Annotated in this window: 21 protein-coding genes; 8 read left to right on the top strand and 13 right to left on the bottom strand. The window is 61.8% G+C overall.

Annotated elements, in window-relative coordinates; translation table 11 throughout:
- Positions 1 to 154 precede the first annotated feature (154 nt).
- A complete protein-coding gene (locus E4631_RS18725) occupies positions 155 to 736 on the bottom strand; it encodes a TIGR00730 family Rossman fold protein (protein ID WP_133659413.1) in 582 nt (193 codons plus the stop codon).
- A gap of 152 nt (positions 737 to 888) precedes the next feature.
- Positions 889 to 2,685, bottom strand: a complete 1,797-nt coding sequence (argS, locus tag E4631_RS18720) for an arginine--tRNA ligase (protein WP_133659412.1) — start codon at positions 2,683 to 2,685, stop codon at positions 889 to 891.
- 155 nt (positions 2,686 to 2,840) lie between these two features.
- On the opposite strand from argS, the gene E4631_RS18715 reads away from it, so the two are divergent.
- Together E4631_RS18715 and E4631_RS18710 are read left to right on the top strand one after the other, a co-directional pair.
- Positions 2,841 to 5,696, top strand: coding sequence for a gliding motility-associated C-terminal domain-containing protein (locus E4631_RS18715; RefSeq protein WP_133659411.1), 2,856 nt, complete (start codon positions 2,841 to 2,843; stop codon positions 5,694 to 5,696).
- A gap of 78 nt (positions 5,697 to 5,774) precedes the next feature.
- Complete coding sequence (locus E4631_RS18710; RefSeq protein WP_240735066.1) at positions 5,775 to 6,983, top strand: S9 family peptidase; 1,209 nt, start codon at positions 5,775 to 5,777, stop codon at positions 6,981 to 6,983.
- Between the two features lie 68 nt (positions 6,984 to 7,051).
- Here the strand turns inward: E4631_RS18710 and E4631_RS18705 are convergent, their stop codons facing one another.
- A complete protein-coding gene (locus E4631_RS18705) occupies positions 7,052 to 8,026 on the bottom strand; it encodes an arginase (RefSeq protein ID WP_133659486.1) in 975 nt (324 codons plus the stop codon).
- Between the two features lie 361 nt (positions 8,027 to 8,387).
- Here E4631_RS18705 and E4631_RS18700 point away from each other — a divergent pair, with 361 nt between their 5' ends.
- The 3 genes from E4631_RS18700 to E4631_RS18695 all read left to right on the top strand — a co-directional run bounded on the left by E4631_RS18700 (position 8,388) and on the right by E4631_RS18695 (position 10,955).
- Positions 8,388 to 9,809 carry an arginine decarboxylase gene (locus E4631_RS18700; RefSeq protein WP_133659409.1) on the top strand — a complete coding sequence of 474 codons (1,422 nt, stop codon included), beginning with the start codon at positions 8,388 to 8,390 and terminating at the stop codon, positions 9,807 to 9,809.
- A 157-nt stretch (positions 9,810 to 9,966) separates the two neighbouring features.
- Positions 9,967 to 10,113 carry a hypothetical protein gene (locus E4631_RS25995; protein ID WP_166648226.1) on the top strand — a complete coding sequence of 49 codons (147 nt, stop codon included), beginning with the start codon at positions 9,967 to 9,969 and terminating at the stop codon, positions 10,111 to 10,113.
- 17 nt (positions 10,114 to 10,130) lie between these two features.
- The gene (locus tag E4631_RS18695; protein ID WP_205704270.1) at positions 10,131 to 10,955 is read left to right on the top strand and encodes a DUF2625 domain-containing protein; all 825 of its coding nucleotides are present in this window, start codon (positions 10,131 to 10,133) and stop codon (positions 10,953 to 10,955) included.
- A gap of 1 nt (position 10,956) precedes the next feature.
- On the opposite strand, the gene E4631_RS18690 is transcribed toward E4631_RS18695, so the two are convergent.
- The 8 genes from E4631_RS18690 to E4631_RS18655 form a co-directional block, all read right to left on the bottom strand.
- On the bottom strand, positions 10,957 to 13,362 hold the full coding sequence (locus tag E4631_RS18690; RefSeq protein WP_133659484.1) for a transglycosylase domain-containing protein: 2,406 nt from the start codon (positions 13,360 to 13,362) through the stop codon (positions 10,957 to 10,959).
- Between the two features lie 51 nt (positions 13,363 to 13,413).
- The gene (locus tag E4631_RS18685) at positions 13,414 to 13,875 is read right to left on the bottom strand and encodes a hypothetical protein (protein WP_133659408.1); all 462 of its coding nucleotides are present in this window, start codon (positions 13,873 to 13,875) and stop codon (positions 13,414 to 13,416) included.
- Positions 13,876 to 13,881: 6 nt separating this feature from the next.
- Complete coding sequence (locus E4631_RS18680; protein WP_133659407.1) at positions 13,882 to 14,286, bottom strand: hypothetical protein; 405 nt, start codon at positions 14,284 to 14,286, stop codon at positions 13,882 to 13,884.
- Positions 14,287 to 14,356: 70 nt separating this feature from the next.
- Complete coding sequence (locus tag E4631_RS18675; RefSeq protein ID WP_133659406.1) at positions 14,357 to 14,731, bottom strand: hypothetical protein; 375 nt, start codon at positions 14,729 to 14,731, stop codon at positions 14,357 to 14,359.
- Positions 14,728 to 15,525, bottom strand: a complete 798-nt coding sequence (locus E4631_RS18670) for a hypothetical protein (RefSeq protein ID WP_133659405.1) — start codon at positions 15,523 to 15,525, stop codon at positions 14,728 to 14,730. The genes E4631_RS18675 and E4631_RS18670 overlap by 4 nt, the downstream gene beginning before the upstream one ends.
- A gap of 79 nt (positions 15,526 to 15,604) precedes the next feature.
- Positions 15,605 to 17,215: a DUF4173 domain-containing protein gene (locus E4631_RS18665; protein ID WP_133659404.1), complete on the bottom strand. Its 1,611-nt coding sequence runs from the start codon at positions 17,213 to 17,215 to the stop codon at positions 15,605 to 15,607.
- An 83-nt stretch (positions 17,216 to 17,298) separates the two neighbouring features.
- On the bottom strand, positions 17,299 to 17,592 hold the full coding sequence (locus E4631_RS18660) for a transcriptional regulator (protein WP_133659403.1): 294 nt from the start codon (positions 17,590 to 17,592) through the stop codon (positions 17,299 to 17,301).
- On the bottom strand, positions 17,589 to 18,269 hold the full coding sequence (locus E4631_RS18655) for a hypothetical protein (RefSeq protein ID WP_133659402.1): 681 nt from the start codon (positions 18,267 to 18,269) through the stop codon (positions 17,589 to 17,591). Before E4631_RS18655 ends, E4631_RS18660 begins: the two co-directional genes overlap by 4 nt.
- Before the next feature lie 490 nt (positions 18,270 to 18,759).
- On the opposite strand from E4631_RS18655, the gene E4631_RS18650 reads away from it, so the two are divergent.
- The 3 genes from E4631_RS18650 to E4631_RS18640 all read left to right on the top strand — a co-directional run bounded on the left by E4631_RS18650 (position 18,760) and on the right by E4631_RS18640 (position 21,291).
- The gene (locus tag E4631_RS18650) at positions 18,760 to 19,527 is read left to right on the top strand and encodes a DUF4197 domain-containing protein (RefSeq protein WP_133659401.1); all 768 of its coding nucleotides are present in this window, start codon (positions 18,760 to 18,762) and stop codon (positions 19,525 to 19,527) included.
- 77 nt (positions 19,528 to 19,604) lie between these two features.
- A complete protein-coding gene (locus E4631_RS18645) occupies positions 19,605 to 20,393 on the top strand; it encodes a class I SAM-dependent methyltransferase (protein ID WP_133659400.1) in 789 nt (262 codons plus the stop codon).
- Positions 20,394 to 20,412: 19 nt separating this feature from the next.
- Entirely contained in the window at positions 20,413 to 21,291 is an 879-nt protein-coding gene (locus E4631_RS18640; RefSeq protein WP_133659399.1) for a UbiA family prenyltransferase, read from the top strand.
- On the opposite strand, the gene E4631_RS18635 is transcribed toward E4631_RS18640, so the two are convergent.
- Positions 21,288 to 21,794: a hypothetical protein gene (locus tag E4631_RS18635; protein WP_133659398.1), complete on the bottom strand. Its 507-nt coding sequence runs from the start codon at positions 21,792 to 21,794 to the stop codon at positions 21,288 to 21,290. The genes E4631_RS18640 and E4631_RS18635 overlap by 4 nt on opposite strands.
- A gap of 101 nt (positions 21,795 to 21,895) precedes the next feature.
- Positions 21,896 to 24,184 (bottom strand): transcription termination factor Rho, encoded by a 2,289-nt coding sequence (gene rho, locus E4631_RS18630; RefSeq protein WP_133659397.1) that lies wholly within the window; start codon positions 24,182 to 24,184, stop codon positions 21,896 to 21,898.
- Between the last annotated feature and the right edge of the window lie 337 nt (positions 24,185 to 24,521).

The raw sequence follows: 24,521 nt of genomic DNA, 5'->3' as shown, positions 1-24,521 counted from the left end.
GGCGGTAGCGAAATCGAACAAAAACATCTACTCAAAAGAACGTCATGCTGAGCCTGCGAAGCATCTCGCTCGCGCCACTGGGTTAGTCATCCAACGGTGCGAGCGAGATGCTTCGCAGGCTCAACATGACGTTCTTTTTTATCCTTGCTTCTGGCTAGGTGGTGGCGGGCGTGAGCCACTTTTCGAGGCGCACGGGCTGGTAGTGTTGCATGGCGTCGAGCAGGGCAGCGGCACTGGCGTGCTGCAGCACCTGGCTGCGGTTTTCCTGCCGCAGAAACGCCTCAGCGCTCATGTGGTCGAGCAGGGCCAGCAGCGAGTCGTAGAAGCCTTGCGTGTTGAGCAGGCCCACCGGCTTGCCGTGCAGGCCCAGCTGGCCCCAAGTCAGCACTTCAAACAGCTCTTCGAGGGTGCCGAAGCCACCAGGCATGGCCACGAAACCCTCGGCCAGGTCGGCCATGAGCAGCTTGCGCTGGTGCATGGTTTCGACTACGTGCAGCTCGGTGCATCCCTTGTGCGCCAGCTCCTTATCGGCCAGGAAGCCGGGGATGACGCCAATCACCCTACCCCCCTCGGCCAGCACGGCGTCGGCGATGGTACCCATGAGGCCCACGCAGCCGCCCCCGTACACCAGGGTGAGGTCGCGGCGGGCTAGCTCGCGGCCCATTTCCTGGGCTTGCTGGGTGTAAATCTGCTGGTTGCCGCTGCTGGAGCCGCAGTAGACTGCTACGCTTTTCATGCTAGTACTTGTTCGCTGTCAATAAATTAAGAACGTCATGCTGAGCTTGCCGAAGCATCTCTACCGCTTTCATCGGGGTAGTAACCCCAGCGGCGCGGTAGAGATGCTTCGACAAGTTCAGCATGACGTTCTGCTTTTATTCTTTTGGATAATTACATGCGCTCAGGCACGTCGATGCCGAGCAGGCCGAGGCTGGTTTTGATAGTCTCGGCAGTTTTAGCCGAAAGGGCCACGCGGAAGGCTTTTTTCAGCGGGTCGGCCTCGTTGAAAATGGGCACTTCGGTGTAGAAGCGGTTGTAGCTCTTGGCCACGTCGTAGGCGTACTGGGCCACCACAGCGGGCGAAAGAGAACGCGCAGCTTCGGCCACTACCCCCGCGTAGCCGGCCAGCTGCTGAATCAGCTCCTGCTCCGTGGGTTGCAGCTCGGTGAGCTGGCTGAAATCCGTGAGCTCGACTACCCCCTGCTCCACGGCCTTGCGGCGGATGGACGAGATGCGGGCGTAGCTGTACTGCACGAAGGGCCCGGTGTCGCCTTCCAGTCGCACCGACTCGGCGGGGTTGAAGAGCATCCGCTTCTTGGGGTCCACTTTGAGCAGGTAATACTTGAGCGCGCCCAGGCCCAGCGTGTGGTAGAGCTGGGTCAACTCTTCTTCGCTGAGGCCTTCGGTTTTGCCTTTTTCGAGGGTGGCGGCCTTGGCGGCTTCCTCTACTTCGAGCACCAGCTCGTCGGCATCGACCACGGTGCCTTCGCGGGTTTTCATTTTGGCCCCGTTAGGCAGGTCAACCATGCCGTAGCTGAGGTGATGAATGGCCGCCGCATAAGGTTTGCCGAGTTTTCCGAGCGTGGCTTGCAGCACCTGCATGTGATAATTCTGCTCGTCGGCAATGACGTAGATGCTTGAATCGTAACCGAAGTCTTCGTACTTCAATTCGGCCGTGCCCAAGTCCTGGGTGATGTAAACGCTCGTGCCGTCGGCGCGTAGCAGTAGCTTTTCGTCAAGGCCTTCGGCTTGCAGGTCAACCCAGACCGAGCCATTTTCCTTGTTGAAAAACACGCCTTTACCCAGCCCTTCTTGGACGCGCTCCTTACCTAGCAGATAGGTGCCTGACTCGTAGTAAAACTTATCAAAATCGACGCCAATATTGGCGTAGGTTGAGTTGTGGCCTTTGTACACCCAGCCGTTCATCTGCCGCCACAGCGTTACTACAGCTTCATCACCGGCTTCCCATTGCTGCAACATCTGCTGGGCATCTAGCATCAGCGGAGCTTGGCGCTTGGCAATATCATTGGCAACTCCTTCGGATTCTAGTTGCTTGATTTCTTCGCGGTAATGCTTCTCGAAAAGCACATAATAGTGACCTACCAAATGGTCACCCTTAATGCCGGCGCTATCAGGCGTTTCGCCGTGGCCAAAACGCTGGTAGCCTAGCATCGACTTGCAGATGTGGATGCCGCGGTCGTTCACCAAGTTCACTTTGGAAACCGTAGCGCCGGTGGCTTTCAGAATCTCGGCCACGCTGTAGCCCAGGAAGTTATTGCGCAGGTGGCCCAGGTGCAAGGGCTTGTTGGTATTGGGCGACGAGTACTCGACCACCACGTTGCGGGGGCCGTCGAAGGGCACGGGCGCGCCGGCCGGCTGGCGCGCCAGCTCGCCAAAAAGCTGCAGCCACTCGGCATCGGCGATTTCGAGGTTGAGGAAGCCTTTCACCACGTTGTAGCCGCGCACGGCGGGCGCGTTCGCTTTCAGCCACTCGCCCAGGGCCTGGCCGATTTGCTCGGGGCCTTTGCCGAAGGCTTTGGTGAGCGGAAACGTGACGAGGGTGAAGCTGCCGGCAAAGTCCTTGCGCGTGGGTTGCAGCACGAGGCTGGCGGCGGGGATTTCCTGCCCGAAAGTGGCCTGAGCGGCTGCTTGCAGGGCGGTTTTGAGGGTTTGTTCTAGCTGTTGCACGCCGGCAAAGGTACGGCGGGGCGCCGGGCCCAAATACCTGGCTGCAGCGCAGGCAGCCCCTACCCCCCACGGAGCAGCCAACGGCGCAGCGCGCGCCGGCGCACCCGGTTGCGGTTTTGCGCGCCGTGCTTACCTTTAAAGAAAGTACTTCTTCTATGCGATTCTTTTTACAGCGCGGGGAAAACAGCGGCCGGCCGGCCGGGCTGCTGGTCTTCTTTCTACTAGTCTTGAGCGGGCTGCTACCTGGGCGGGCGCACGCTACCCACCTGCGGGCCGGCGATATTCAGGCCAAAGTGGATACCATTACGGGTAACCCGAACCACATTTTTTTCCGGCTGACGCTGTACCGAAATTCGGGCGGGGCGACGCAGGAATCGGTGACGATTTACTTTGGCGACGGCACGCGCACCGATAATATTCTGAAGGTGAGCGAGGTACCGCTGTCGAGCGACACGAACGTGCTCATTTTCAACTTCGACCACTTTTACTCCGGCGCGGGCAAGTACGTGGTGAGCTTCGTGGGGGAGAACCGGGTGGGGGGCGTGGTTAATATGGCTAATTCGATTGGCCAGACGTTTTACATCAATTCCAGCATCACCATTAACCCCGCCTACGGGCGCAACCACTCGCCGGTGCTGCGCGCGCCGGCCATCGACAAGGCGGCCATTGGGCAGGTGTTTTTGCACAACCCGGCCGGCTATGATGCCGATGGCGACTCGCTGGCCTACCACCTGCGCCCCAGCCAGCAGGTGGCCGGTGGCACCCCCGTCGCCAACGTGAACAACACGCCTAACCCAGTGGAGTGCACGGGCTTTGTGTATCCAAATGACCAAAACCTCCTGCCGCGCGGGGTGCAGGTGCCCTACACCGGCGTGCCGGCGGGCCAGGCGGGGGCAGATGCCATTTTTGTGCAAGACCCCATCACGGGGCAGCTTACCTGGAATGCGCCCAGCCGGGCGGGCGTCTACAACGTGGCGTTCGTGGTGGAAGAGTGGCGGCGCACGGCCAACGGCCGCATCCTGATTGGCACCGTGATTCGGGATATGCAGATTAACGTGACGGCCACTACCAACCTGCCGCCTACCATTACGGTGCCGGCCGATATCTGCGTGGTGGCGGGCACGCCCGTGACGCTGCGCGTGTCGGCCACCGACGGCGTGGGCACCGGCACGCAGGGCACGCCTACCGCCCTCACGCTGTTTGCCTACAGCGGCATTATTCCGCCGGCCACGTTCGTGCAGAATACCACGGGCACATCGGTGACGGGCACGTTTAACTGGACGCCCGATTGCAGCAACGTGTCGAACCAGCCCTACATCGTGGTTTTCAAGGTGCAGGATAGTCCGCCGGCCACCAGCGGGGCGCCGATTCTGATTGATGAAAAGCCGGTGCGCATCACGGTGGTGGGGCCGCCGCCCCAGAACGTGCGCGTGGTGCCGAGCACCGCCACTACCCTCACCGGCCTGGTAAGCTGGGACCGCTACACCTGCCAGAACGCGAGCCAGCTGCTGATTTTCCGGCGCGAAGGCTCCTACCCCTTCACGCCGGGCCCGTGCCAGACGGGCCTGCCCGCGGGCTCGGGCTACGTGCAGGTGGGTAGCGTGCTGCCAGGCGTCACCACCTTCGCCGACGACAACAACGGGCAGGGTCTGAGCCGCGGCAAGCAGTACTGCTACCGGGTGTACGCCGTGTTTCCGCTGCCCTCGGGCGGCGCCAGCATCGTGTCGAACGAGGACTGCCTGACTTTCTCGGGCCGCTCGGCCCGGCTCACCAACGTGGACGTGAATGCGACCAGCCCCACCACCGGCCAGATTACGGTGAAGTGGACCCGCCCGCGGCCCAACACCGGCAATTTTACCGCGCCCTTCGGCTACCGCCTGGGTCGGGCGGTGGGCACGTCCACGGCTTTTGCGCCGATTGCGACCATCACCAGCCTCAGCGACACCACGTATGTGGATAACAACCTGAACACGACGGCCAACCAGTACACGTACCAGCTCACGTTTTTCAGCAGCAATACGTCGTCGGGCGCGCCCGTGGAGCAAACCGAAATCGCTACCCCCGCCAGCAGCGTGCGCACCAGCCTAGTGCCCGATGGCAATAATAACCGCGTGGCGGTGAGCTGGGCGTATAACGTGCCCTGGGATAACACCAAGCAGCCGGCCACCATCTACCGCCAGGACCCCGGCAGCACCACCTACGCGGCCATCGGCACGGCCCCGACCGGCGCGGCGGGCGGCACCTACACCGACGCTGACCCCAGGCTGCAGCGCGGCCAGCAATACTGCTACTACGTGCAGACCAACGGCCAGTACCCCGACCTGAGCTTTCTGAACAACCTCCTGAACAAGAGCCAGCAGGTGTGCACCGTGCTGCAAGCCACGCCGTGCACGCCGGTGCTGAGCATCCGGCCGGTGAACTGCGACAGCCTGGCCGCCCTACCCTCTTTCCCGGCCGACAACCAGCGCTACCAGAACAGCCTGCGCTGGACGGTGAGCGGCACGCCCACGGGCTGCAGCACGGCGGCCGCCTACTACCGCATTCTGCGCAGCAATTCGCAGACTGGCATCTACGTGGCCATCGACTCGACCACGCGCCTGGACTACGCCGACCGCTTTCTGGTGAAGTCGTCGTACTGCTACGTGGTGCAGGCCGTGAGCGCCCAGGGCATCCGCAGCGCGCTCAGCAACGCGGCCTGCCAGGACGAGTGCGCGTTCTTCCTGCTGCCCAACATCTTCACGCCCAACGGCGACGGCAAGAACGACGTGTTCCGGCCCAAAACGGCCAGCACCGTGCTGCGCACCCGCATCCAGATTTTCAACCGCTGGGGCCGCAAGGTGTACGAGAGCGACCAAGACCCCTACATCAACTGGACCGGCGGCGCGGTGGGTGAGGGCAACACCAACGGCCTGGTATCGGGTGGCTTATACTACTACTTGGCCGAGGTGCAGTTTGCCGACGCTAATAATACTCGCCGCACCTTTAAAGGCTGGGTGGAGGTAGTGCGGTAGCTTTCAAACCAGTGGCCGGAACGCCGTCGGCTGCTGCGGGTGTTAGGGGGATGAATTTTTCCCACTATTCCGCCTTACGTGTCGTTATTTCGTTTCCTACCCCTGCTCCGGCGCACAGGCGCGCTATGGCTTTCGGCGGCGCTCCTGGCCGCTCCGGCCTGTCAAAAGGCTACCCCCGACCCTGCTACTGCTACCCCCACCGCAGCCGCTACCGTACTCACGGGCAGCACCCTGATTGGCGAGTACAGCGCAGCCACGCTGGCCAGCCGCGCCCAGGGCGTGCCGCTGGTGGCGGCGCTGGTTAAGTACCCCATCAAAGTATATCGCCTCACCTACCGTACGCTCACGCCCGCCGGCCAGGAGACGACCGCCTCGGGCGCGGTGCTGGTGCCAGTGGCCCCGATGGCGCTGCCGGTGCTTAGCTACCAGCACGGTACGTTGCTGCCGAGCAGCGAGGGCCAGGCGCCTTCGTACTACGCGCAGGGCAGCGACGTGTGGTCATTGGTGTCGCTGCTGGCCTCGACCGGCTACGTGGTGTCGGCGCCCGACTACTTGGGCTACGGCGCCAGCGAGGCCCTACCCCACCCCTATGAGCACGCCGCCTCGCTGGCCTCCACATCGGCCGATATGCTGCGCGCCGCCCGCGAGTTTTGCCAGCAGCAGGGCGTGCAGGTCAATCAAAAGAACTTCCTGCTGGGCTACTCCGAGGGCGGCTACGCCACGATGGCGCTGCATAAGTATTTACAGGAGAAATTTGCCCCTACCCTGCCCGTGACGGCCAGCGCGCCCGGCGCCGGCGCCTACCACAAAACGGCCTTTGCCCGCTACATTTTGCAGAGCACGCAGCCGCTCAGCTTCCTGAGTACCTACGTGTGGGTGCTGCGTACCTACGACCAGGTTTATGCGCTAAACCGGCCGTATTCGTTTTATTACCAGGCACCCTACGCGGCGCAGCTGCAAGCCGACCCCTCCAGCGCGGTGCCCGACCAGCAGAGCCAGCTGTTTGCCGCCAGCTTCCGCCAAGCAGTGCTCAACGACTCCGATGCGCCGCTAAATGCCGCCCTGGCCGATAACGATATCTACGACTGGAAACCCGCCGCCCCGCTGGCTCTCTTCCACGGCACCGCCGACGACTACGTGCCCTTCTTCAACTCGCAGGACGCCTACGATGCCATGCAGAAGCGCGGCGCCACGCAGGTCGAGCTGCACCCCATCCAGGGCGGCGACCACTTCTCGTCGGCCACGGCCTACACGCTGGGCGCTTACGCGTTTATCAGCAGGTTTTAGTGTGTGGTAAGCTTTAGCTTGCCGGCCGTTGGCGACTCTTTCACGGCAAGCTAAAGCTTACCGCACAGTTACCGGCTCACTACCTCGTCCAGGCGCAGGCGGCGCTCAATAGCGTCGGTGGCTTTTTCGAGGATGTTGAAGGCATTTTTGGCCATCGTGTTCTCGTTGTCGAGGGTGGGGTTGATTTCGACCATCTCGAAGCACACCACCCGTTCATTTTCAAGCAGGTCCTGGCATAGATTTTCGGCTTCGGAGAGGTACAAGCCCTTCTCTACGGGCGTGCCGGTGCCTTTGCTGAACTCCGAATCTAGGCTATCGACATCGAACGAAATGTACACGAGGTCGCAGAAGCGCAGATGCTCATAAATCTCGCGGGTAAGCTGCCGCGAGCCTTTAGCCTGAAACTCGTCGAGCTTTATCCACTTGATACCCAGACGTTCAATAACAGCATCTTCCTCGGGCTCGGTATCGCGCACGGCCACGTACACGAGGTGCTCGGGGCGCAGCTTGGGGCCGGGCTCGGCCAGGTTTTGGAGGCGGCGCCAGAAAAACTCGGTGTCGGCGTCGGGCTGGTTGCGCTGGCAGGGCAGGTTGTCTTCGCCCAGGGCGGCGGCCAGCGGCATGCCGTGCACGTTGCCGCTGGGCGTGGTATAGGGCGAGTGAATGTCGGCGTGCGCATCTATCCAGATGACACCCAGCGTTTTGTGGGGGTAAGCCGCCTTAATGCCGGCAATGGTCGCGTTGGCGCTGCTGTGGTCGCCGGCCAGCACTAAGGGGAACTCGCCAAAGCGCAGCGTCTGCTCCACGGCGTTGGCAATGCCCTTCTGCACGGTGTAAATCGCGTCGATGTGCTTGGCAAATCGAAACGGATTTTTGTCGAACAGCACGTGGTTCAAATCCTGGGTCACCACGGCGTTGTAGCGCCGAAAATAGTCGGAGCCTTTGTTGAGGCAGGCCACGCGCAGGGCGTCGGGGCCCAGGCTGGCGCCGCGCGTGCCGGCACCCAGCTCGGAGCGGACTTCAATCAGTTTAATGCGCTTCATCGGGAGAATGGAGGGGGGTAGGGACATGGGGGCACGGCATCGGACCGCCTACCCCCACTTTGGGGGCGGGCGAGCGCTGCCTTGCGGCGCCAGCGCGCCGTAGCCATGTCGCTTCCTTCCATCGGAAACCGATGCGGAGGGGCCAAACTCTTTCCGGCCCCGGCGGTACTTTTGGTACGCCGACTACAAAGGTCGGACTTTTTTTGGATTTTGGCGCGTCAACCGCCTGTCATTGCGAGCCTGCGAAGCAATCGCATCCGAACGAAACCCACGCCGCTTCGTTCTGGCATCGTGCTGGTGCGATTGCTTCGCTTTGCTCGCAATGACAGGCGTTTTTACTAGTCCCCTCTAAACAACCTAAATGGATACCTACCAGGACCTCATTACCCAAACCTTCGATTTCCCAAACGCCGATTTTCAGGTGCGTGACAACGAGCTGTTCTTCCACGACATCGACCTGATGGCCCTGGTCGAAAAGCATGGTACTCCGCTGCGCCTCACGTACTTACCTAAAATAAGCTCCCAGATTCAGCGGGCCAAAAAGTGGTTTGCCGACGGCATTGCCGAAACCGGCTACCAGGGCACGTATTCCTACGCCTACTGCACCAAGTCGTCGCACTTCCGCTTCGTGCTCGAAGAGGCGTTGAAGAACAACGTGCACCTCGAAACCTCGTCGTGGTTCGATATCAGCATCATTCGCTCGCTCTACGAGCAGGGCAAGGTTAGCAAGGATAAGTACATCATTTGCAACGGGTTCAAGACCGACGAGTACAAGCACGACATCACGGCGCTGCTCAACGACGGCTTTGCCAACTGCCTACCCATCCTCGATTCGCCCAACGAAATCGACTACTACACGGCCCACGTCAACGCCGGCACCAAGGTGAAGATGGGCTTGCGCCTGGCCTCAGACGAGGAGCCGCGCTTCCAGTTCTACACCTCGCGCCTAGGCATTCGCTACGCCGACGCAGTGCCGATTTTCGAGCAGAAAATCAAGGATGACCCGCGCTTTGAGCTCACCATGCTGCACTACTTCATCAGCACGGGCATCAAAGACACGTCGTATTACTGGTCGGAGCTGTCGCGCTTTATCCACAAATACTGTGAGCTGCGCAAGATTTGCCCGAGTCTCCAAACCATCGACATCGGCGGCGGCCTGCCCATCCAAACATCGATTCAGCTGGAGTACGATTACCCGTACATGATTGCCGAAATCCTGCGCACCATCCAGCGCATCTGCGCCGAGGAGGGCGTGCCGGAGCCTAATATCTTCACCGAATTCGGCATCTTCACGGTGGGCGAGAGCGGGGCCACAATTTACTCGATTCTGGATGAGAAATTGCAGAACGACAAGGAGTTGTGGTATATGATTGACGGCTCGTTCATCACCAACTTGCCCGATACCTGGGCCCTCAACCAGCGCTTCATCATGCTGGCCCTCAACGGCTGGCAGCGGCCCTACCGCAAGATTCAGCTCGGCGGCCTTACCTGCGACTCGCAGGACTACTACAACTCCGAAAAGCACATCTACCAGACCTTCCTGCCGCAGCTGCAACCCGCTCGCAACCAGCCCGCTACCGATGAGCCCATCTACGTGGGCTTCTTCCACACGGGCGCCTACCAGGAAAGCCTGAGCGGCTACGGCGGCATCAAGCACTGCCTCATTCCGGCACCCAAGCACGTCATCCTCGACCGCGCGCCCGACGGCACGCTCACCGACACCGTTTTCGCCCCCAAGCAGGAGGCCGCCAGCATGTTAAAAATCCTAGGCTATACGGAATAGCGCGTTCGGGCCGTTAGGCGGGGGTAGGAGGCAAAGTAGTTGGCGCGGCACTATTCCCAGAAACGCACCTAACTAGCCACTCACTCAACCACCTAACCGCTCCCTACCCCTATCTTTGGAGCCTAGCCGCGTCATCCTCCATTTTTTACTTTATCGTATGAAAAAGCTTCTTATCCTCGCCGTTGGGGCCGCTACCCTCGGCCTCGGTGCCTGCAACCGCCAGACCTGCCCCGCCTATACCTCGGCCAAGGCCCAGGCTGCGCCCATCACGGCCAGCACCGCCACTTCCATCGAGCGGCAATAGGTTACCCCCGACTTTCAGTGAAAGCGCTCGGTCTGCATTTAGGTGCGGGCCGGGCGCTTTTCATGTGGCAAAAACTCTTTGCTTTTATGCTCAGCTCCAACGTTACCAATCGTGTCTGGAAAGTCATTATTGCTGCATGGGTAAGCCTTAGCTGTCCTACCCCTATCCACGCCCAGCAAATGCCAAACCGCACGCTAACCGAGCTAATTAATAAGCAGGAACCAGGCTGGGATTTGGTAAGAGACTGGATTAAGCAGGCAAAAAACAGCGTACAGGTTCTACCTAAAACTCAGGCCCATGCCGACAGTGCTTTACTAGCTGCGCAAGTAACAACCCGGTCGCCGATGGGCGCCATTGTTTATGAAACGGGCGGCATTTTGGTAGATGGGGGCTGGCTCCGCATTTTGGGCTCGGGCTGCCCGGCCTTAGACCGCGACTTAATGGGCTGGAACGAGGGAAAGCAGCAGGGCTTTTTGCTCGTTGCCGATGATGTAATGGGCGGATTTTACGCTCTCAATGGCGGAGCTTTCGGGCCAGAATCAGTGGGCAAGATATTCTATTTTGCCCCGGACAATCTGCGTTGGGAAGCTACCAATAAAACGTATTCAGAGTTTCTGATTTTTTGTTTTTCCGGTGACTTGGCTAGCTATTACAAGAATCTACGCTGGAAAGGATGGGAACAAGAGGTTAAGGCCTTGAATGGTAATCAAGGCCTAATGTGTATACCCTTTCTTTTTACCACAGAAGGTAAAAACGTTGCCAAAAATGCGCGTAAGCCGGTACCTGTAGCTGAGCTATGGGGTATGAACCAGAATTTTCAGCAGCAGCTAGACGGCCATTGAGCTAGCGCGTGCTATCCCTACCCCCCCGGTTGAGCCGGTCGAGCAGGTTGTCGGTGGCCAGGGTGTCGATGGCTTCGCCGCGGCGTTGACGGGGCTCGTACTCGGTGTAGCACACGTACTTACGCTTGAGGCCGGCGGGCGCTTTGGGGAAGGGGCCGTAGTCGTAGCTCAGGCTTTTGTCCTTGTAGATGCTTTCCATGTAGCGGCCGAAAATGGGCAGGGCCATGCGGCCGCCCTCGCCCTGCTGCGAGCGGAAGAAGTGGATACTGCGGTCTTCGCCGCCCACCCAAATGCCGGAAACCAGGTCTTTGGTGATGCCCATGTACCAGCCGTCGGAGTAGTTGGAGGTGGTGCCGGTTTTGCCGCCAATCTGGTTGTCTTTGCGCCACAGGTCCTGAAAATCCCACAGCCCTTGCGAGGTGCCGCCCGGCTCTTCCATGCCGCCGCGCAGCATGTAGGTCATCAGCCAGGCCGTTTCGGGCGTGATGGCGCGGTGCTGCACGGGGTCGAACTGCTGAATAACGTTGCCGTTGCGGTCCTCGATACGGGTGATGAGGCGCGGCTCGGAGCGGAAGCCGCTGTTGAGGAACGTGGAGTAAGCGTCCACCATCTCGTACACGCTCACATCGCCAGCCGAGCCCAGGCCGATGCTCGGCACCGCCAGCAAGGGGCTGGTAATGCCCACTTTATGGGCGTATTCGGCCACTTTTCCCCAGCCCACTTTTTCGGTAAGCTGGGCCGTGACGGAGTTGACGGAGCGCGCCATGGCCGAGCGCAGCGTCATGTTGATGCCCGTGTATTCGCGGGTTACGTTGTCGGGCTGCCACTCCATGGGCTTGCCGTTTTCGACGTAATTAATCGTCACGCGCTGGTCGCGGATGCGGTCGCAGGGCGAGTAGCCGTTGGCCAGCGCCGTGAGGTACACGAAGGGCTTGAACGTGGAGCCGGCTTGGCGTTTACCCTGCTTCACGTGGTCGTACTGGAAAAAGCGGTAGTCCAGGCCGCCCACCCAGGCCTTAATGGAGCCCGTGAAGGGGTCCATCGTCATCATGCCGGCCTGCAAAAAGTGCTTGTAGTAGGCCAGCGAATCGAGCGGCGACATGACGAGCGTGGTATCGCCATCCGTCTTTTTCCAGGTAAATACCTTCATCGGGCGCTTGGCGTGCAGGGCCGAGTCGAGGCGGGCGGGCTGGCCCTGGTAGCGGGCGGCCAGGCTGTGGTAGCTCTGGGTGCGCTTCATCTGGCTCTCGATAAAGCCGGGAATTTCGTGGCCCTCCTCGTCTACCCAGGGGTTTTCATTGCGGTTGCGCCAGAAGTTATCAAACTGCTGCTGAAGGGCTTTCATGCGCTGGTGCACGGCCTGCTCGGCGTGGTCCTGCATGCGCGAGTCGAGGGTGGTATAGATGCGCAGGCCATCGCGGTACATGTCGTAGCCGTGGGCCTCGCACCAGCGGTTCACCGTCTGGCTAATGGCGCCGCGGAAGTAATTATCCGGGCCATCAACGTGTTTTTCCACTTGGTAGTCAAGCACAATGGGCTCGGCTTGCAGAGCCTTTACCTCGGCGGGCTTGAGGGCGCCGGCCTGGCCCAGGCGCTGGAGCACTACGTTGCGCCGCCGGCGCGAGGCGGCCGGGTGAAATTTGGGGTTGAAGGCCGTGGGATTATTTAGCAGCCCCACCAGCGTGGCCGCCTGCACGGCCGTGAGGCTGTCGGGCGTGGTGCTAAAAAACGTCTTGGCCGCCACCTTAATGCCAAAGGCGTTGGAGCCATACTCGACAGTATTGAGGTACATGCGTAGGATTTCGCGCTTGGTGTAGCGGCGCTCCAGCTCCACGGCCGTCATCCATTCCTTAGTTTTGGCCACCACCGTCCCTACCCCCGGAATGTGGCTCAACGCACCCCGGTTCTCGGCGCGGCGCGTTTTGTATAAGTTCTTGGCCAGCTGCTGGCTGATGGTGGAGCCGCCGCGCTTATCACCGCGCAAGCCGTAGTAGATGGAGGCCGCCAGCGAGGGCGCATCGATGCCCGAATGGTCGTAGTAGCGGGCGTCTTCGGTGGCAATGAGGGCCTTCACCAACCAGGGCGACATCTCGCGGAGGCGCACTGGCGAGCGGTTTTCGCGGAAATAGCGGCCCATGAGCACGCCATCGGCCGTGAAGACCTGCGAGGCCTGCTCCACCTTGGGGTTTTCCAGCTCTTCGAGGCTCGGCGACTTGCCGAAGAGAAACAGAAAGTTGCTGCGCACCAGTAGCGGATAGGCCAGGAAAAAGCCTATCCCGAGGAAGAAGAGCGTCCAGGCCACGCGCACCAGGCGGCGGGTGCCCCGGCCGGGCCGCTTGCGCGCAGCAGCAACGGGGCGGGGGGGCGTGGAATCGGGAACGGCAGGTGGCAGGTTTTCGTCGGCCATGAACGGCAAATCAGGGGCAGGGAATGGCAAAGATACCAGCCAGACCCAACGCTAGGCCACCCGCAACAGTGCCCGGCGCAGGCGGCGCCCCTCGCGGTAGCGCTGGTAGAAGATTTCGCCCAGCGCGGCCAGCGTAAACGTCAGCCCTAGGCCCACGCTCCACTTTAGGTAGCGCAGCTGCCGGTCGGTGGGTTCATCGTAGGCGTGCAGGTACAGGCTGAGGCCCCACAGCTCGTCAATCAGCGTGAATAGCCAGATGCCGGCCGCCGCGCGCCGCCGCATCCGGCCCAGCACCATCACCCAGCGAAACAGGTAGAGCACCACACCCGGCAGCGCCGCCGGGGCCAGCACCGGCTGGGCCAGCAGCAGCGGCACGCCCAGCAGCACAATAGTCAGCGTTTCCTTGGCCAGCTGCAAGCCGGCCAGCACCTGTCCCAGCCGCGACAACTGCTTGGGCTCGTGGCGGGCTTGGGGCCGGGAGCGGGGCGACGGGTGGGGTAGGGTTTGGGTCATAGGTACTTAGGCAGCTAAAGCGGGGGTAGGGCGAACCGCACCACCCGACTGGCTACGCCAGGTTAATACTACGATAAATAAGCCTTTTAGGCTATCGAGCAATAAATTATCCGGCTTCCCAAACACCACAAAGATGCCGATACCAATGCCTATCCACCAACTGCCCAGCAGGTAGCACAGGCCCGCGTAGCCGGCGTGGCGCTGCCGCACCCACATCCAGGCCAATCCCACCGCCAGCGTCACGAAGAGTAAAAACCAGCCCGTGAGGTACGCCAGAAACTTAGTCTCTGGCCCGTAGACTACCCCAAACTGCGCCAGTGTGAACATGGGAGCGAAAAACGCGCCGCCGGTGAGGCCCAGCTCCAGCAGGATAGCAACGGCCAGCACAACGAGGAGAAGGGTTCTGGCCATGGGTGGAAAAAAGAGTGCGAAGGGTTCCCGAAACTACGGCGTAGCCCGCAGATTATCACCACCCTTTCACCTACTTCGGTTGGGGTATCAGCTGGCCGTTCAGCACGCTGTGCAGCCCTATTATTATTATTACCAGCCACAGCAACCCCGCCACACCGGCACCGGCCAAAAACGCCGCCGTAGCCAGGCACCGCAGCAGCGTGGGCCCCTGCCACGCCAGCAGCCAGTGCCAGCCTACCCACAGCAGTTGCGGCAGTGCTGCCACGAAGAGGACCCAAGCCCCCACCAAAAAACAAGCTTCAGCCGCCGGCGTGTGCGGCCACACTTCGCTTCTGCCCAGCACATTGGCCAGGCAAAACACCAGGCCGCCCAGCATCAGCCACAGCCGCCGGGGTAGCACCGGCCAGCCCGGCAGCCGCAGCCACTGCCAAAGCCACCGGCTCACTGGGCGGCGCGCAGTTGCTGGGCGGGCCACTGCCACGCCCCCACCGGGCCGGCCGCTTCCGACGCTACCGGCTGCCCACCCCGCACCGCAATAAGCGCCCCGACGCGCTGCATGCCCTCCACCCGCCGGTACTCGGCCGCGATGGCCGCCAGAAAGCTGAGCAGCCCGTAGCCGCCGGCCCGCAGGGTGGGGCGGCTGGCGGCGTAGGCGGCTAGCGCCGCGCCGGCCATCAGGGCGCGGTAGGCGTGGCGGCGCAGCCATTGGCCTACCCCCCCGCGCCCGGCCGACAGGTGCCGCAGCGTGAAGCATTGGAAGTTGAGGTGCATCTCCTCATCCAGCATAATGCGGCGGCAAAGCTGCTGGAGCAGCCCCGAATACGTGGCGCTGAACAGGGCCCGGTAGTACACGGCCGCCACTACCTCGGCCGTGAGCAGTACCCGCAGAGTGTGCTCTAGACTCAAGACCCGGCGCAGGCCCCGGAACACAGTGTCGAGCCAGTGGCCGCGCAGGCGCGGGATGCCCTGCTGGTCCAGAAAGCGCCCCAGCACGGCGGCGTGGGTCTGCTCCTCCTTGATAAACAGGCGCATGGCGGCCGTGTATTCGTCATCGCCGAGCCGCTTGGCGCGGGCGTAGAGGAAGTGGCCTTCCGAGCTTTCGCCCCGCTGAAAGGTCTGAAGTGAGGCGCGCACGGCGCGCATTTCGGCCGCCGTGAGCTGGTGTGGGTCGTCCCAGGCAAGGTCGGCGTAGTGGCCTTGGTTGGCCTGGAAGTAGGTTTTGAAATCGGTGAAGGTCATGGCTTTTGAGGAAACTAAGGGGGGTAGGGAAGGTTATTTTTTAGCTTAGAAAGGCAGGGGAGGATTTTCAATCAGTTTTTCAGCGCCCGACCAGCTCGGCGTAAGCCTGCTCATTGGCACCGGTGCGGCTTTGCCAGTCTTGCAGGGGGTAGGCGTTGCGAAAGGCCAGCAGCCGCTGGTGCAGCCGGCGGTGGGCCTCGGCGCGCTCGATGGGAACTGTGTAGCCAGCTTCGTCCGCCGCCGCCAGGTAGTTCACCTGGTCGAGGGCGGCCTCGTGGGCGGCCAGCACGGGCAGCACGCGGGGCGGCATGGCCAGCAAAAAGCCGATATCGAGGCGCGGGAAACGGGACTGTAGATTATACTCCGCAATCCAGATTTCCCAGTTGCCGGCCGCCAGCCCCAACACCACCGCGTAGGCCGCCCACGAATTGAGCCGCACCAGACTGAAAGCCGAGCGCCGCTGCCAGATTTTAAGCAGCAGTGTGCCCAGCCCAAATACCGTGAGCAGCAAGAACGCATAGACCCCGATGCGCTTGTAAGCCAGCCCCGTATGCACGATGTAGTAATAATTGCGCAGCCCCACGCTCGCAGCCAGCACCAGGTTTTGCCCGGTCCAGAGCGTGGCGCCCCAGCGCAGCAGGGGTAGGCCGGGCTGGTAGAAATTGAGGTTGCGCCGGAAAAACCACAGCATAATGCCCGCCGCCAGCAGAATACTGAAAATCAGCACGTACGTGCCCTCGTGCACAAACTGCGTGAGGTCGAAATCGGGCGCCGGCACGAAGCCAAACCACAGCCAGCGAATATCCACCACGTTCACCACCAGCAGCAGCGCGTTGAGCAGGCCGAAGCAGGCCACGGCCGCCAGCCACTCCTTGCGCAGGTCGAGCAGGCGGCGGTCGGTGCGCCGGAAGTCGGGCTGCCGCACGCCCAGCGAGGCCACGCCATCGCGCTGCCGCCCGATAAACTCGCCAAATCGCACCTCATAATCGGTTACAACATGCACCGGCACCGCCACCAGCGCGCCCGCCGCCCCTACCCCACACAGCAGCAGAAACAGCACGTGCGGCACCGAAATCGCGTCCAGTAACTGCCCCAGCCAGTCGCCCAGCGCCCCCAAAAACCGCGCGCTCAGCGTCCCATACCGCGGATTAGCCACCGCAAAAAGCGTCTGAAAAACGATGAGCGCCACCAGCGGCAACCCCAGCAGCCGGGCGTAGAACCAGCCCCGCCGCAGCTTGCCACCCACCTGCCGCGGCGCCCGCACGTTGCCCAGCACCGCCCGCACGGCCGGCCCTACCCCCAGCACGGCCGTCAACACGGCCGAGCTTACCAGGCGCAGCGGCGGCTGGTTCACCAAGCCTATTAGCAGCAGGCCCGACGCCAACGCCGCCAGCGCCGCCGCGCCCGAGCCGTACCAGGCCACAAGCCCGCCGCTCAGCAGGCAGCCCGCTAGCGCCACCCAGAAGCCCGCCGTGCGCCGCACTGGCGCGTGGCTCGGCAGCAGCACCAGATGCGCTCCCACCAAAAATACCAGGTAAACCAACACGTTCAGGCCCAGACTTTGGCTCCAAAACAGGTAGTCGCTCAGCCCCGTAGCCAGCACCAGCAGGCTGCCCAGCAGCGTAGAGATGCGGTAAACGGGGGTAGGCACGGCGGCGGCCGGGGCGGCCCAAGAAACGGATGGATTCATTTGTAAAGAACTTTGTTTTTCAAAGTGATTAAACGAAAAAGAAGCCGATTCGCTCGGCCAAAGGGGGGTAGGCGAACGTTTTCCTACCCCCGCAAGAGTTTCTCCAGCGCCGCCAGGTGCGCCTGAAAGGCCGCTTTGCCCTCGGTGGTGGCGACGTAAGTAGTGTTAGGCTTTTTACCGATAAACTGCTTGCTGACCAGCACGTAGCCGGCTTTTTCGAGCGCCGCCACGTGCGAGGCCAGGTTGCCATCAGTGAGGTCGAGGCTTTCTTTTAAGTCGTTGAAGCTCACCAACTCGTTGGCCAACAGCACGGCCATCACGCCGAGGCGCACGCGGTGGTCGAAGGCCTTATTGAGGGTATGGATGGCGTACTTCACGGGGCAAAGTTCGGCTTGCCCGCCTTAGCCCGCACGGGGCGCTCGTAGCGGTTGTACATGAGCAGGCCGTAGCCGATGTGGCCCAGCCCAAAGCCCGCCCCAAACAGCAGCAGGCCGTAGCCGGGCAGCAGCAACGCTATCAGGCCCAGCGCCACCAGCGTGAGGCCCAGGTATTTAATCTCATCGAGCGTGTATTTACCGCCATTGAGCAGGGCCAAGCCGTAGAACACCAGCAGGCCCGGCACCACCAGTTCGGGCGCGCCGCTGAGAAAAAGCTGGAGGCAAAACAGCCCGCCCGCCACCAGCGGCACCAGCAGCGCCAATAGCAGGCGCCGGGCCGGGGCCGTCCAGAGCGAGCGCAGGCCGTCGCGCCGGGTGCGGCGTAGCGTGAAAAACGCCGCCACCAGCAGCGCCGCCAGTATCATGGCCACGGCTAGACCCAGCAAAAACGGCAGCGCCGCTAGTCGCTCGCCCTCCGAGGTTTGAAATAGCCGCTGGTAGCCCTGCGCGCCGTATTGCTGCTCTAGGTAGTAGTGGCCGATGGCGGTGCCGGCCAGCGCCACCACGCCGGCCCCTACCCCACTCAGCCCGCTCAAGGACAGGAAGCGCGAGCTGCGCTCCATGATGGCGCGAATTTCGGTGAGCTGGGCCAGGGGGTCTTGGGCTACGGGCTTCATGCGGCGGGGTGAAGTACTTTGTGTTGCAAAGCTACTGTAAGGATGGCGTATGTTTGCGCTAGCGAATCAATATTTTTTATGCCTTCTGATAAGTACCCAAATTTGTCTTCGTGTTTGCTTACAATAACCCAAGTTGCGGGGCCGCCTGGCCGGTCCGCCGCAGCAAGCTGTTCTGCGACTTGAGTTACAATAGCATTATTATACTCGTCCCTACGTGTGTCTCTACCTGCGCCCGATTTTCGCAACTCACTTCGGGACGAGTACAAACCCGCACGGAAAACACTTCCGAAGGAGCCATTTTCTCTAAACTTATAGAAGCCAGGTCGTCAAAAAACGGGCGTTAGCCGAGTGTAGTTGGCCAATAGCAGAAAATGGTACGTCTTTTGGCTCCTAGTAGGGTGCAGGCACTTTTTGGTGCCGCCCGGCAGTTGCCTTACGAAATGCCCCGCGGCACTGCTAGTCTTTTCAGCTCTCCTTCTTCCATTTCCTTATGAAAAATCGTCTTCTTCTCGCTACCGTAGCTCTCCTTGGTTTTACGCTCACTGCCCACGCCCAGTTCAGCTTGCCCAGCAGCATAGGCGGCTTCAAGCTACCTACAAAAAAAACCACGACTACTACCACCACCACGACTACCGGCGTGGCCGGCCTCACCAACACCGAGGCGGCCAATGGCCTTAAGGAAGCGCTCATTCAGGGCATTTCGAAGGGCGCAGACCAGGCGTCGGCTACGGATGGCTTCAACCTGAATAAGCTCATCCGCATTCCGTTTCCGCCCGATGCGCAGCGCGTGGCCACTACCCTGCGCGGCATCGGGCTGGGCAGCCAGGTCGATAAGTTTGAGCTGTCGCTGAACCGCGGCGCCGAAGATGCGGCCAAGAGTGCCAAGCCCATTTTCCTCAGCGCTATCAAGAGCCTGACCTTCACCGATGTGTGGAATATTCTCACTGGCCAGAAGGACGCCGCTACCCAGTACCTCAAGCGCACTACTACCACGCAGCTGACCACGGCCTTCATGCCCATTATGGAGCAAAGCCTGGCTAAAGTAGACGCTACCAAGTACTACACCAGCCTCACCACCACCTATAACAAGCTGCCGCTGGTGACGCCCGTGCAAACCGACCTCAACCAGTATGCCACCGGCAAGGCCATCGACGGCCTGTTCACGCTCATTGCCCAGGAGGAGGCCGATATTCGGCAGAACCCCGTGGCCCGCACTACCTCGCTGCTGAAAAAAGTATTCGGCATCGGCGGTAATTAAGGGGGTAGGCTGGTTTTAGCTTGCCACCGTTTGGCCGCTCTTTTCCGTAAGCGGCAAGCTAAAGCATACCCTACTTCATGAAGCTTCGCCTGCGCCTGTTCGAGTTTGAGGACCTGCCGTGGTTTCCGGCCATCATTCGGGCCGGGATGATGGATTACCTGCGGTTTATGATTTCGCGGCTGGGCACCTACCGGCCAGTGGCCCCGCTGCTAGCCGAGGGCCTGCGCCGCACCGCCCAAACGCATTTGCTGGAGCTGGGCGCCGGCGCCGGCGGCGGCACCGAAACCGTGCTAGCGGCCCTGCGTGCGCAGGCGGTGTCCACCGCCACCATCACCCTCACCGACCTCTACCCCCAGCCCGCCGCCTGGGCCGACGTGGCGCGCCGCACCCACGGCGCCATTCAGGGCCTCCCTACCCCCATCGATGCGCTCAACGTGCCGGCCGACCAGCCGGGCTTCCGGGTAATTTTTTCGGCGTTTCACCACTTTGCGCCGCCCCAGGCCGAGGCCTTGCTGCGCGATGCCGTGGCCGGGGGGGTAGGCGTGGGCGTGTTTGAGGGCGCGGCCAAGAGCTGGCTCGAAATCGGGCTGGCGCTCACGGTGCTGCCGGTGGCCCAGCTGCTGGCGACGCCCTTTTTCCGGCCTTTTCGGCTTAGCAATCTAGTATTCACCTACTTGCTACCCATCATTCCGCTGGCTACCATCTGGGATGGCACGGTGTCCATCCTGCGCATGTATCCGCCCGAGCAGCTGCTGGCGCTGGCTCACCGCGCCGACCCCACCGGGCGCTATTATTGGCGCGCCGGGCAGCTACGCCACTGGTGGGGGCCGCGCGTGACGTACTTGGTGGGCTGGCCCGCCGCGTAGCCGGGCCTACCTTCGCCCCATGCTGCCGCCCGCCTACCGCCGAGCCTTTGCGCTGCTGCGCCTGCCGTTTTCGTTGTTTTTGATGCCCGTGTTCTGGTTCGGGCTCAGCGCGTTGCGCGAGCCATTTAGCTGGGGCCGGGCGGCGGCGGGGTTCGCCATTCTGCACCTGCTGGTGTACCCGGCATCCAACGGCTACAACTCGTATTACGATAAGGATGAGGGCAGTATCGGGGGGCTGAAAGCGCCGCCGGCCGTCACGCCCGAGCTGCTGCACCTAGTGTGGCTGTTCGAAACGCTGGCGCTGGTGGCTTCGCTGCTACTAAGCTGGCCGTTTGCGGCGATGGTGGTGGTGTACATCCTCATTTCCAGGGCGTATAGCTACGAGGGTATTCGCCTTAAAAAATACCCGCTGCTGAGCACGGTCGTGGTCGTCATTTTTCAAGGCGCCTTCACCTTTTTGATGGCGCAGGTGGGGGTAGGCGCCACTTCTGCGCAGCTTTTTGAGTCCAGCAACTTACAGTTGGCGCTAGTGAGCACGCTGTTTTTGTGCGGCTCCTACCCCCTCACCCAAATCTATCAGCACCAGGAAGATGCGCGGCGCGGCGACCGTACGCTGAGCCTGCGGCTAGGCATTCGAGGCACGTTCGGATTCGCGGCGGGTGGGCTGCTGGCCGGCGCGCTGCTCATGGGCCTCACCTACTGGCAGCGCGGCGAAATGCAAAATCTGCTAATTTTTCTGGTAGCAACCGGGCCGGTAGTGGCGCTGTTTTCGCGTTGGGCCTGGCTGGCATGGCACGACCCCGCGCTGGCCAACTTCGAGTGGACCATGCGCATGAACCAGGTATCGTCGGTGTGCCTGAGCCTGGCATTTTTGGCGATGCTGCTTTGGGGGCGCTAGCGGCGCTTAAGCGGGCTGCCCAATAGGATAACGACGCCATTAGCGCCTCGCGAGCCATAGATTGCCGTGGCCACCGGGCCGCTTAAGAACTCCATACGCTGCACTGGATACGCGGCCATCTTTTGCAGAAAAGCATTTGTTGGAGCTGGGTAGTTCGTGGCTAACGACTCTCCATCAACCACATAAAGCAGCAAGTTGCCCACCGGCCGAGCCGCTTCGGCCTGTTCTCTGGGCTGCTGCGCCTGGTGGTAAGCCGCGCGCTGAGCAGCCGACAAAAGCGTTGTGCAGGCGTATTGCTGGGGGTGACGCAGCACCGTATCGGCCAGCAGCCGAGCGCGCACAGCTGCTACCTGCTGCGGCAGTGGCAGCCGCCGCACACTATCCATCCAGGCATCGGAGCGGGCAGTACTGGGATATTGGAGCGGGGCAGCCTGCCCTGCTGCCAGCCTACTGGCTCCCAGCAGGGCAGCCAGCAAATAGCTGCGGGTAGAAAAGATAGTCATAGCTCCAAGATGCCAGGCGTGGGATAAGTGCATAAAAGTAGCGGCTCTACCAGCAAAATCTGGAGGAGCCGCTACTGAATATCCAAAAGACTCAGAGGTCGTTAGCCATTCATGGCCAGCAGGAATTCTTCGTTATCCTTGGTACCTTTCATGCGGTCCTTCAGGAATTCCATGGCCTCGGTGGCACTCATGTCGGTCATGAATTTACGCAGTACCCACACGCGGCTCAACTCGTCGCGGCTCATCAAGAGGTCTTCGCGGCGGGTGCCGGAAGCCGGAATGTCGATGGCCGGGAACACGCGCTTGTTGGCCAGCTTGCGGTCGAGCTGGAGTTCCATGTTGCCAGTACCTTTGAATTCTTCGAAGATAACCTCGTCCATCTTCGAGCCCGTTTCGATGAGCGCGGTGGCGATAATCGTCAGAGAGCCAGGTCCTTCAATGTTGCGGGCTGCGCCAAAAAAGCGCTTGGGCTTTTGCAATGCCCCGGCATCAATACCACCCGAGAGAATGCGCGAGCTGCTGGGCTGCACCGTGTTGTAGGCCCGCGCCAGGCGGGTAATGGAGTCGAGCAGAATCACCACGTCGTGGCCGCACTCCACGAGGCGGCGTGCCTTGTCGAGGGCCAGCTCCGCGATTTTCACGTGGCGGTCGGCCATCTCGTCGAAGGTCGAAGACAGCACCTCTGCTTTCACCGAGCGGGCCATGTCGGTTACTTCCTCCGGACGCTCATCAATCAGCAGGATAATGAGATACACCTCGGGGTGATTCTCCGAAATGGCATTAGCAATTTCCTGGAGCAGCACCGTTTTGCCAGTCTTGGGCTGCGCCACAATAAGGCCACGCTGGCCCTTGCCGATGGGGGCAAACAGGTCGAGCACGCGGGTGCTTACCTGGGTAGGCTTGGTGCTGAGCTTGAGCTTCTCATCAGCAAAAAGCGGCGTTAAGTGGCTGAAGGGCACGCGGTCGCGTACTTCTTCCACCGTGCGGCCGTTGATGCCTTCCACATTTACGAGCGCAAAATACTTCTCGCTTTCGCGGGGCGGGCGCATGGTGCAGCTCACTGTGTCGCCGGCCTTGAGGCCAAACTGCCGCACCTGCTGCGGCGACACATAAATGTCGTCGGGCGAGGATAAGTAGTTATAGTAAGGCGAGCGCAGGAAGCCGTAGCCACCGTCGGCCATCAGCTCCATCGTGCCCGAGCCGGGTACTACGAGGTCGAGCTCCGGAGCGCGGGCCGGGCGTGGTGCTTGCTGAGGCTGGCGCTGAGCGTCGTCGCGGCGCTCCTGCTGCGCCGGGCGCGGGCTGTCGTCGCGGCGTTCCTGCTGCGGTTGGCCATTCGTATTTTGCTGGTTACCCGCCGGTTGCTCAGATACCACAGGCTGGCCGTCGGCGCCGGTGCGCTGGCGCTCCTCGCGGCGCTGCTGGCGCTGGGCCTCGCGCTGCGCGTAGCGCTCCTCACGGCTGAGGCGGGGCTGGTCGGTGGCCCCTACCCCATTAGTGGGGCGAGGCTGGTCGTTGGTGTAGCGGCCCTGGCCGTTGTTGTCGCGGTTCTCGCGCGGCTCCCGGTTTTCGCGGAACTCATTGCGCGGCTGGTCGTTGCGGCCCAGGCGCGGGGTGCTGTCACGGGTTTCACGGCTATCGCGGCCATCCCGGTTTTCGCGCTCAAAGCGTTGCTCACGGGTTTCGCGGCGGTCAGCGAGGTTATCGGCAACTGCTTCCGGCTCGGGCTGCACCGTATCGGAAGAAGCTACGGGGTCTGACCCATCGGCGGCGGCGGCGGGCTGGCCGGGCTCGCGGCGGGGCAGCGGCCGGCCGGCACGGTCTACGCGCTCGCGCCGCTCGCGGCGGGGCGGGATGCTCTCGTCGGCCGAGTGCGTTTCGGCGGTGGGGTTGGTTTCGGTGGGTGGCGCCGTTGCTTCTTCAGTAGCAATCGACACGTTGGCTAAGGCTTCCTCATCGGCTTCTACCTTTTCGAGGCGGGTAGGCTGCGGGGCTTCTTCAGCCACAACTGCCGCTGGCACAGTAGCTTCAGCGGGCTTGGCCGCGGCGGGCGCCGGGGCCGCCACATCGGAAAAGGGCAATTCGGTGGGCGTTTCGGCGGCGGCGGGGCGCCGGCGGCCGGCACCGCCCCGGCTGCCACGCACGGGGGTAGGCTCGGCGTCGGCGGGGGCTTCGGTAGCCGGCTCGGGCGCAGCCGGGGCTTCGGCCGCCGGAGGGGGGGTAGGCTTTTTACCGGGCTGCTGGTCGGTGGGCAGCGAGGCCTGGTGGTCGAGGATTTTATAAATCAAATCCTGCTTGCTCAGGCGCTTGAAGTTACCGACGTTCAGCTGCTCAGCAACTTCTTTCAGCTCAGACAACAGCCGGTCCTTCAGCTCATTAAGGGTATACATATACTAGGTAGGGAGGGGAAATCAGAACGGGGCCGGCTCGTGGAGCAACCTGGAGGACCCGGCTGCCCGGCCGCGCAGGGCCAAGCCGGCCGCAGGGGTCGGAAACCAACAACACGAAGCGCCAACGCGCCACTTAACCAGCCAGGCAGGGGGCAACAAACAGGAAATGAGTGAGGTGTGAGAAGGATAGCCGGCAGCTCCACCAAAAGCAACCTGATTGAGCCGGCCACGCAGCGGGCCGGCCTGGTAGGCTAGCCCCACCAACCCCGAGGGCCGGCTTGCTGCTGCAATATTAAGCCATTACGGCTAAACTCCAAACGGGTTTAACTAATTTGAA

Source organism: Hymenobacter sp. UV11, assembly GCF_004684095.1.
In the GTDB taxonomy this organism is placed as follows: Bacteria; Bacteroidota; Bacteroidia; order Cytophagales; family Hymenobacteraceae; genus Hymenobacter.
The sequence above is the reverse complement of the archived record's forward strand: the minus strand, read 5'-3'. Positions and strand labels throughout refer to the sequence as shown.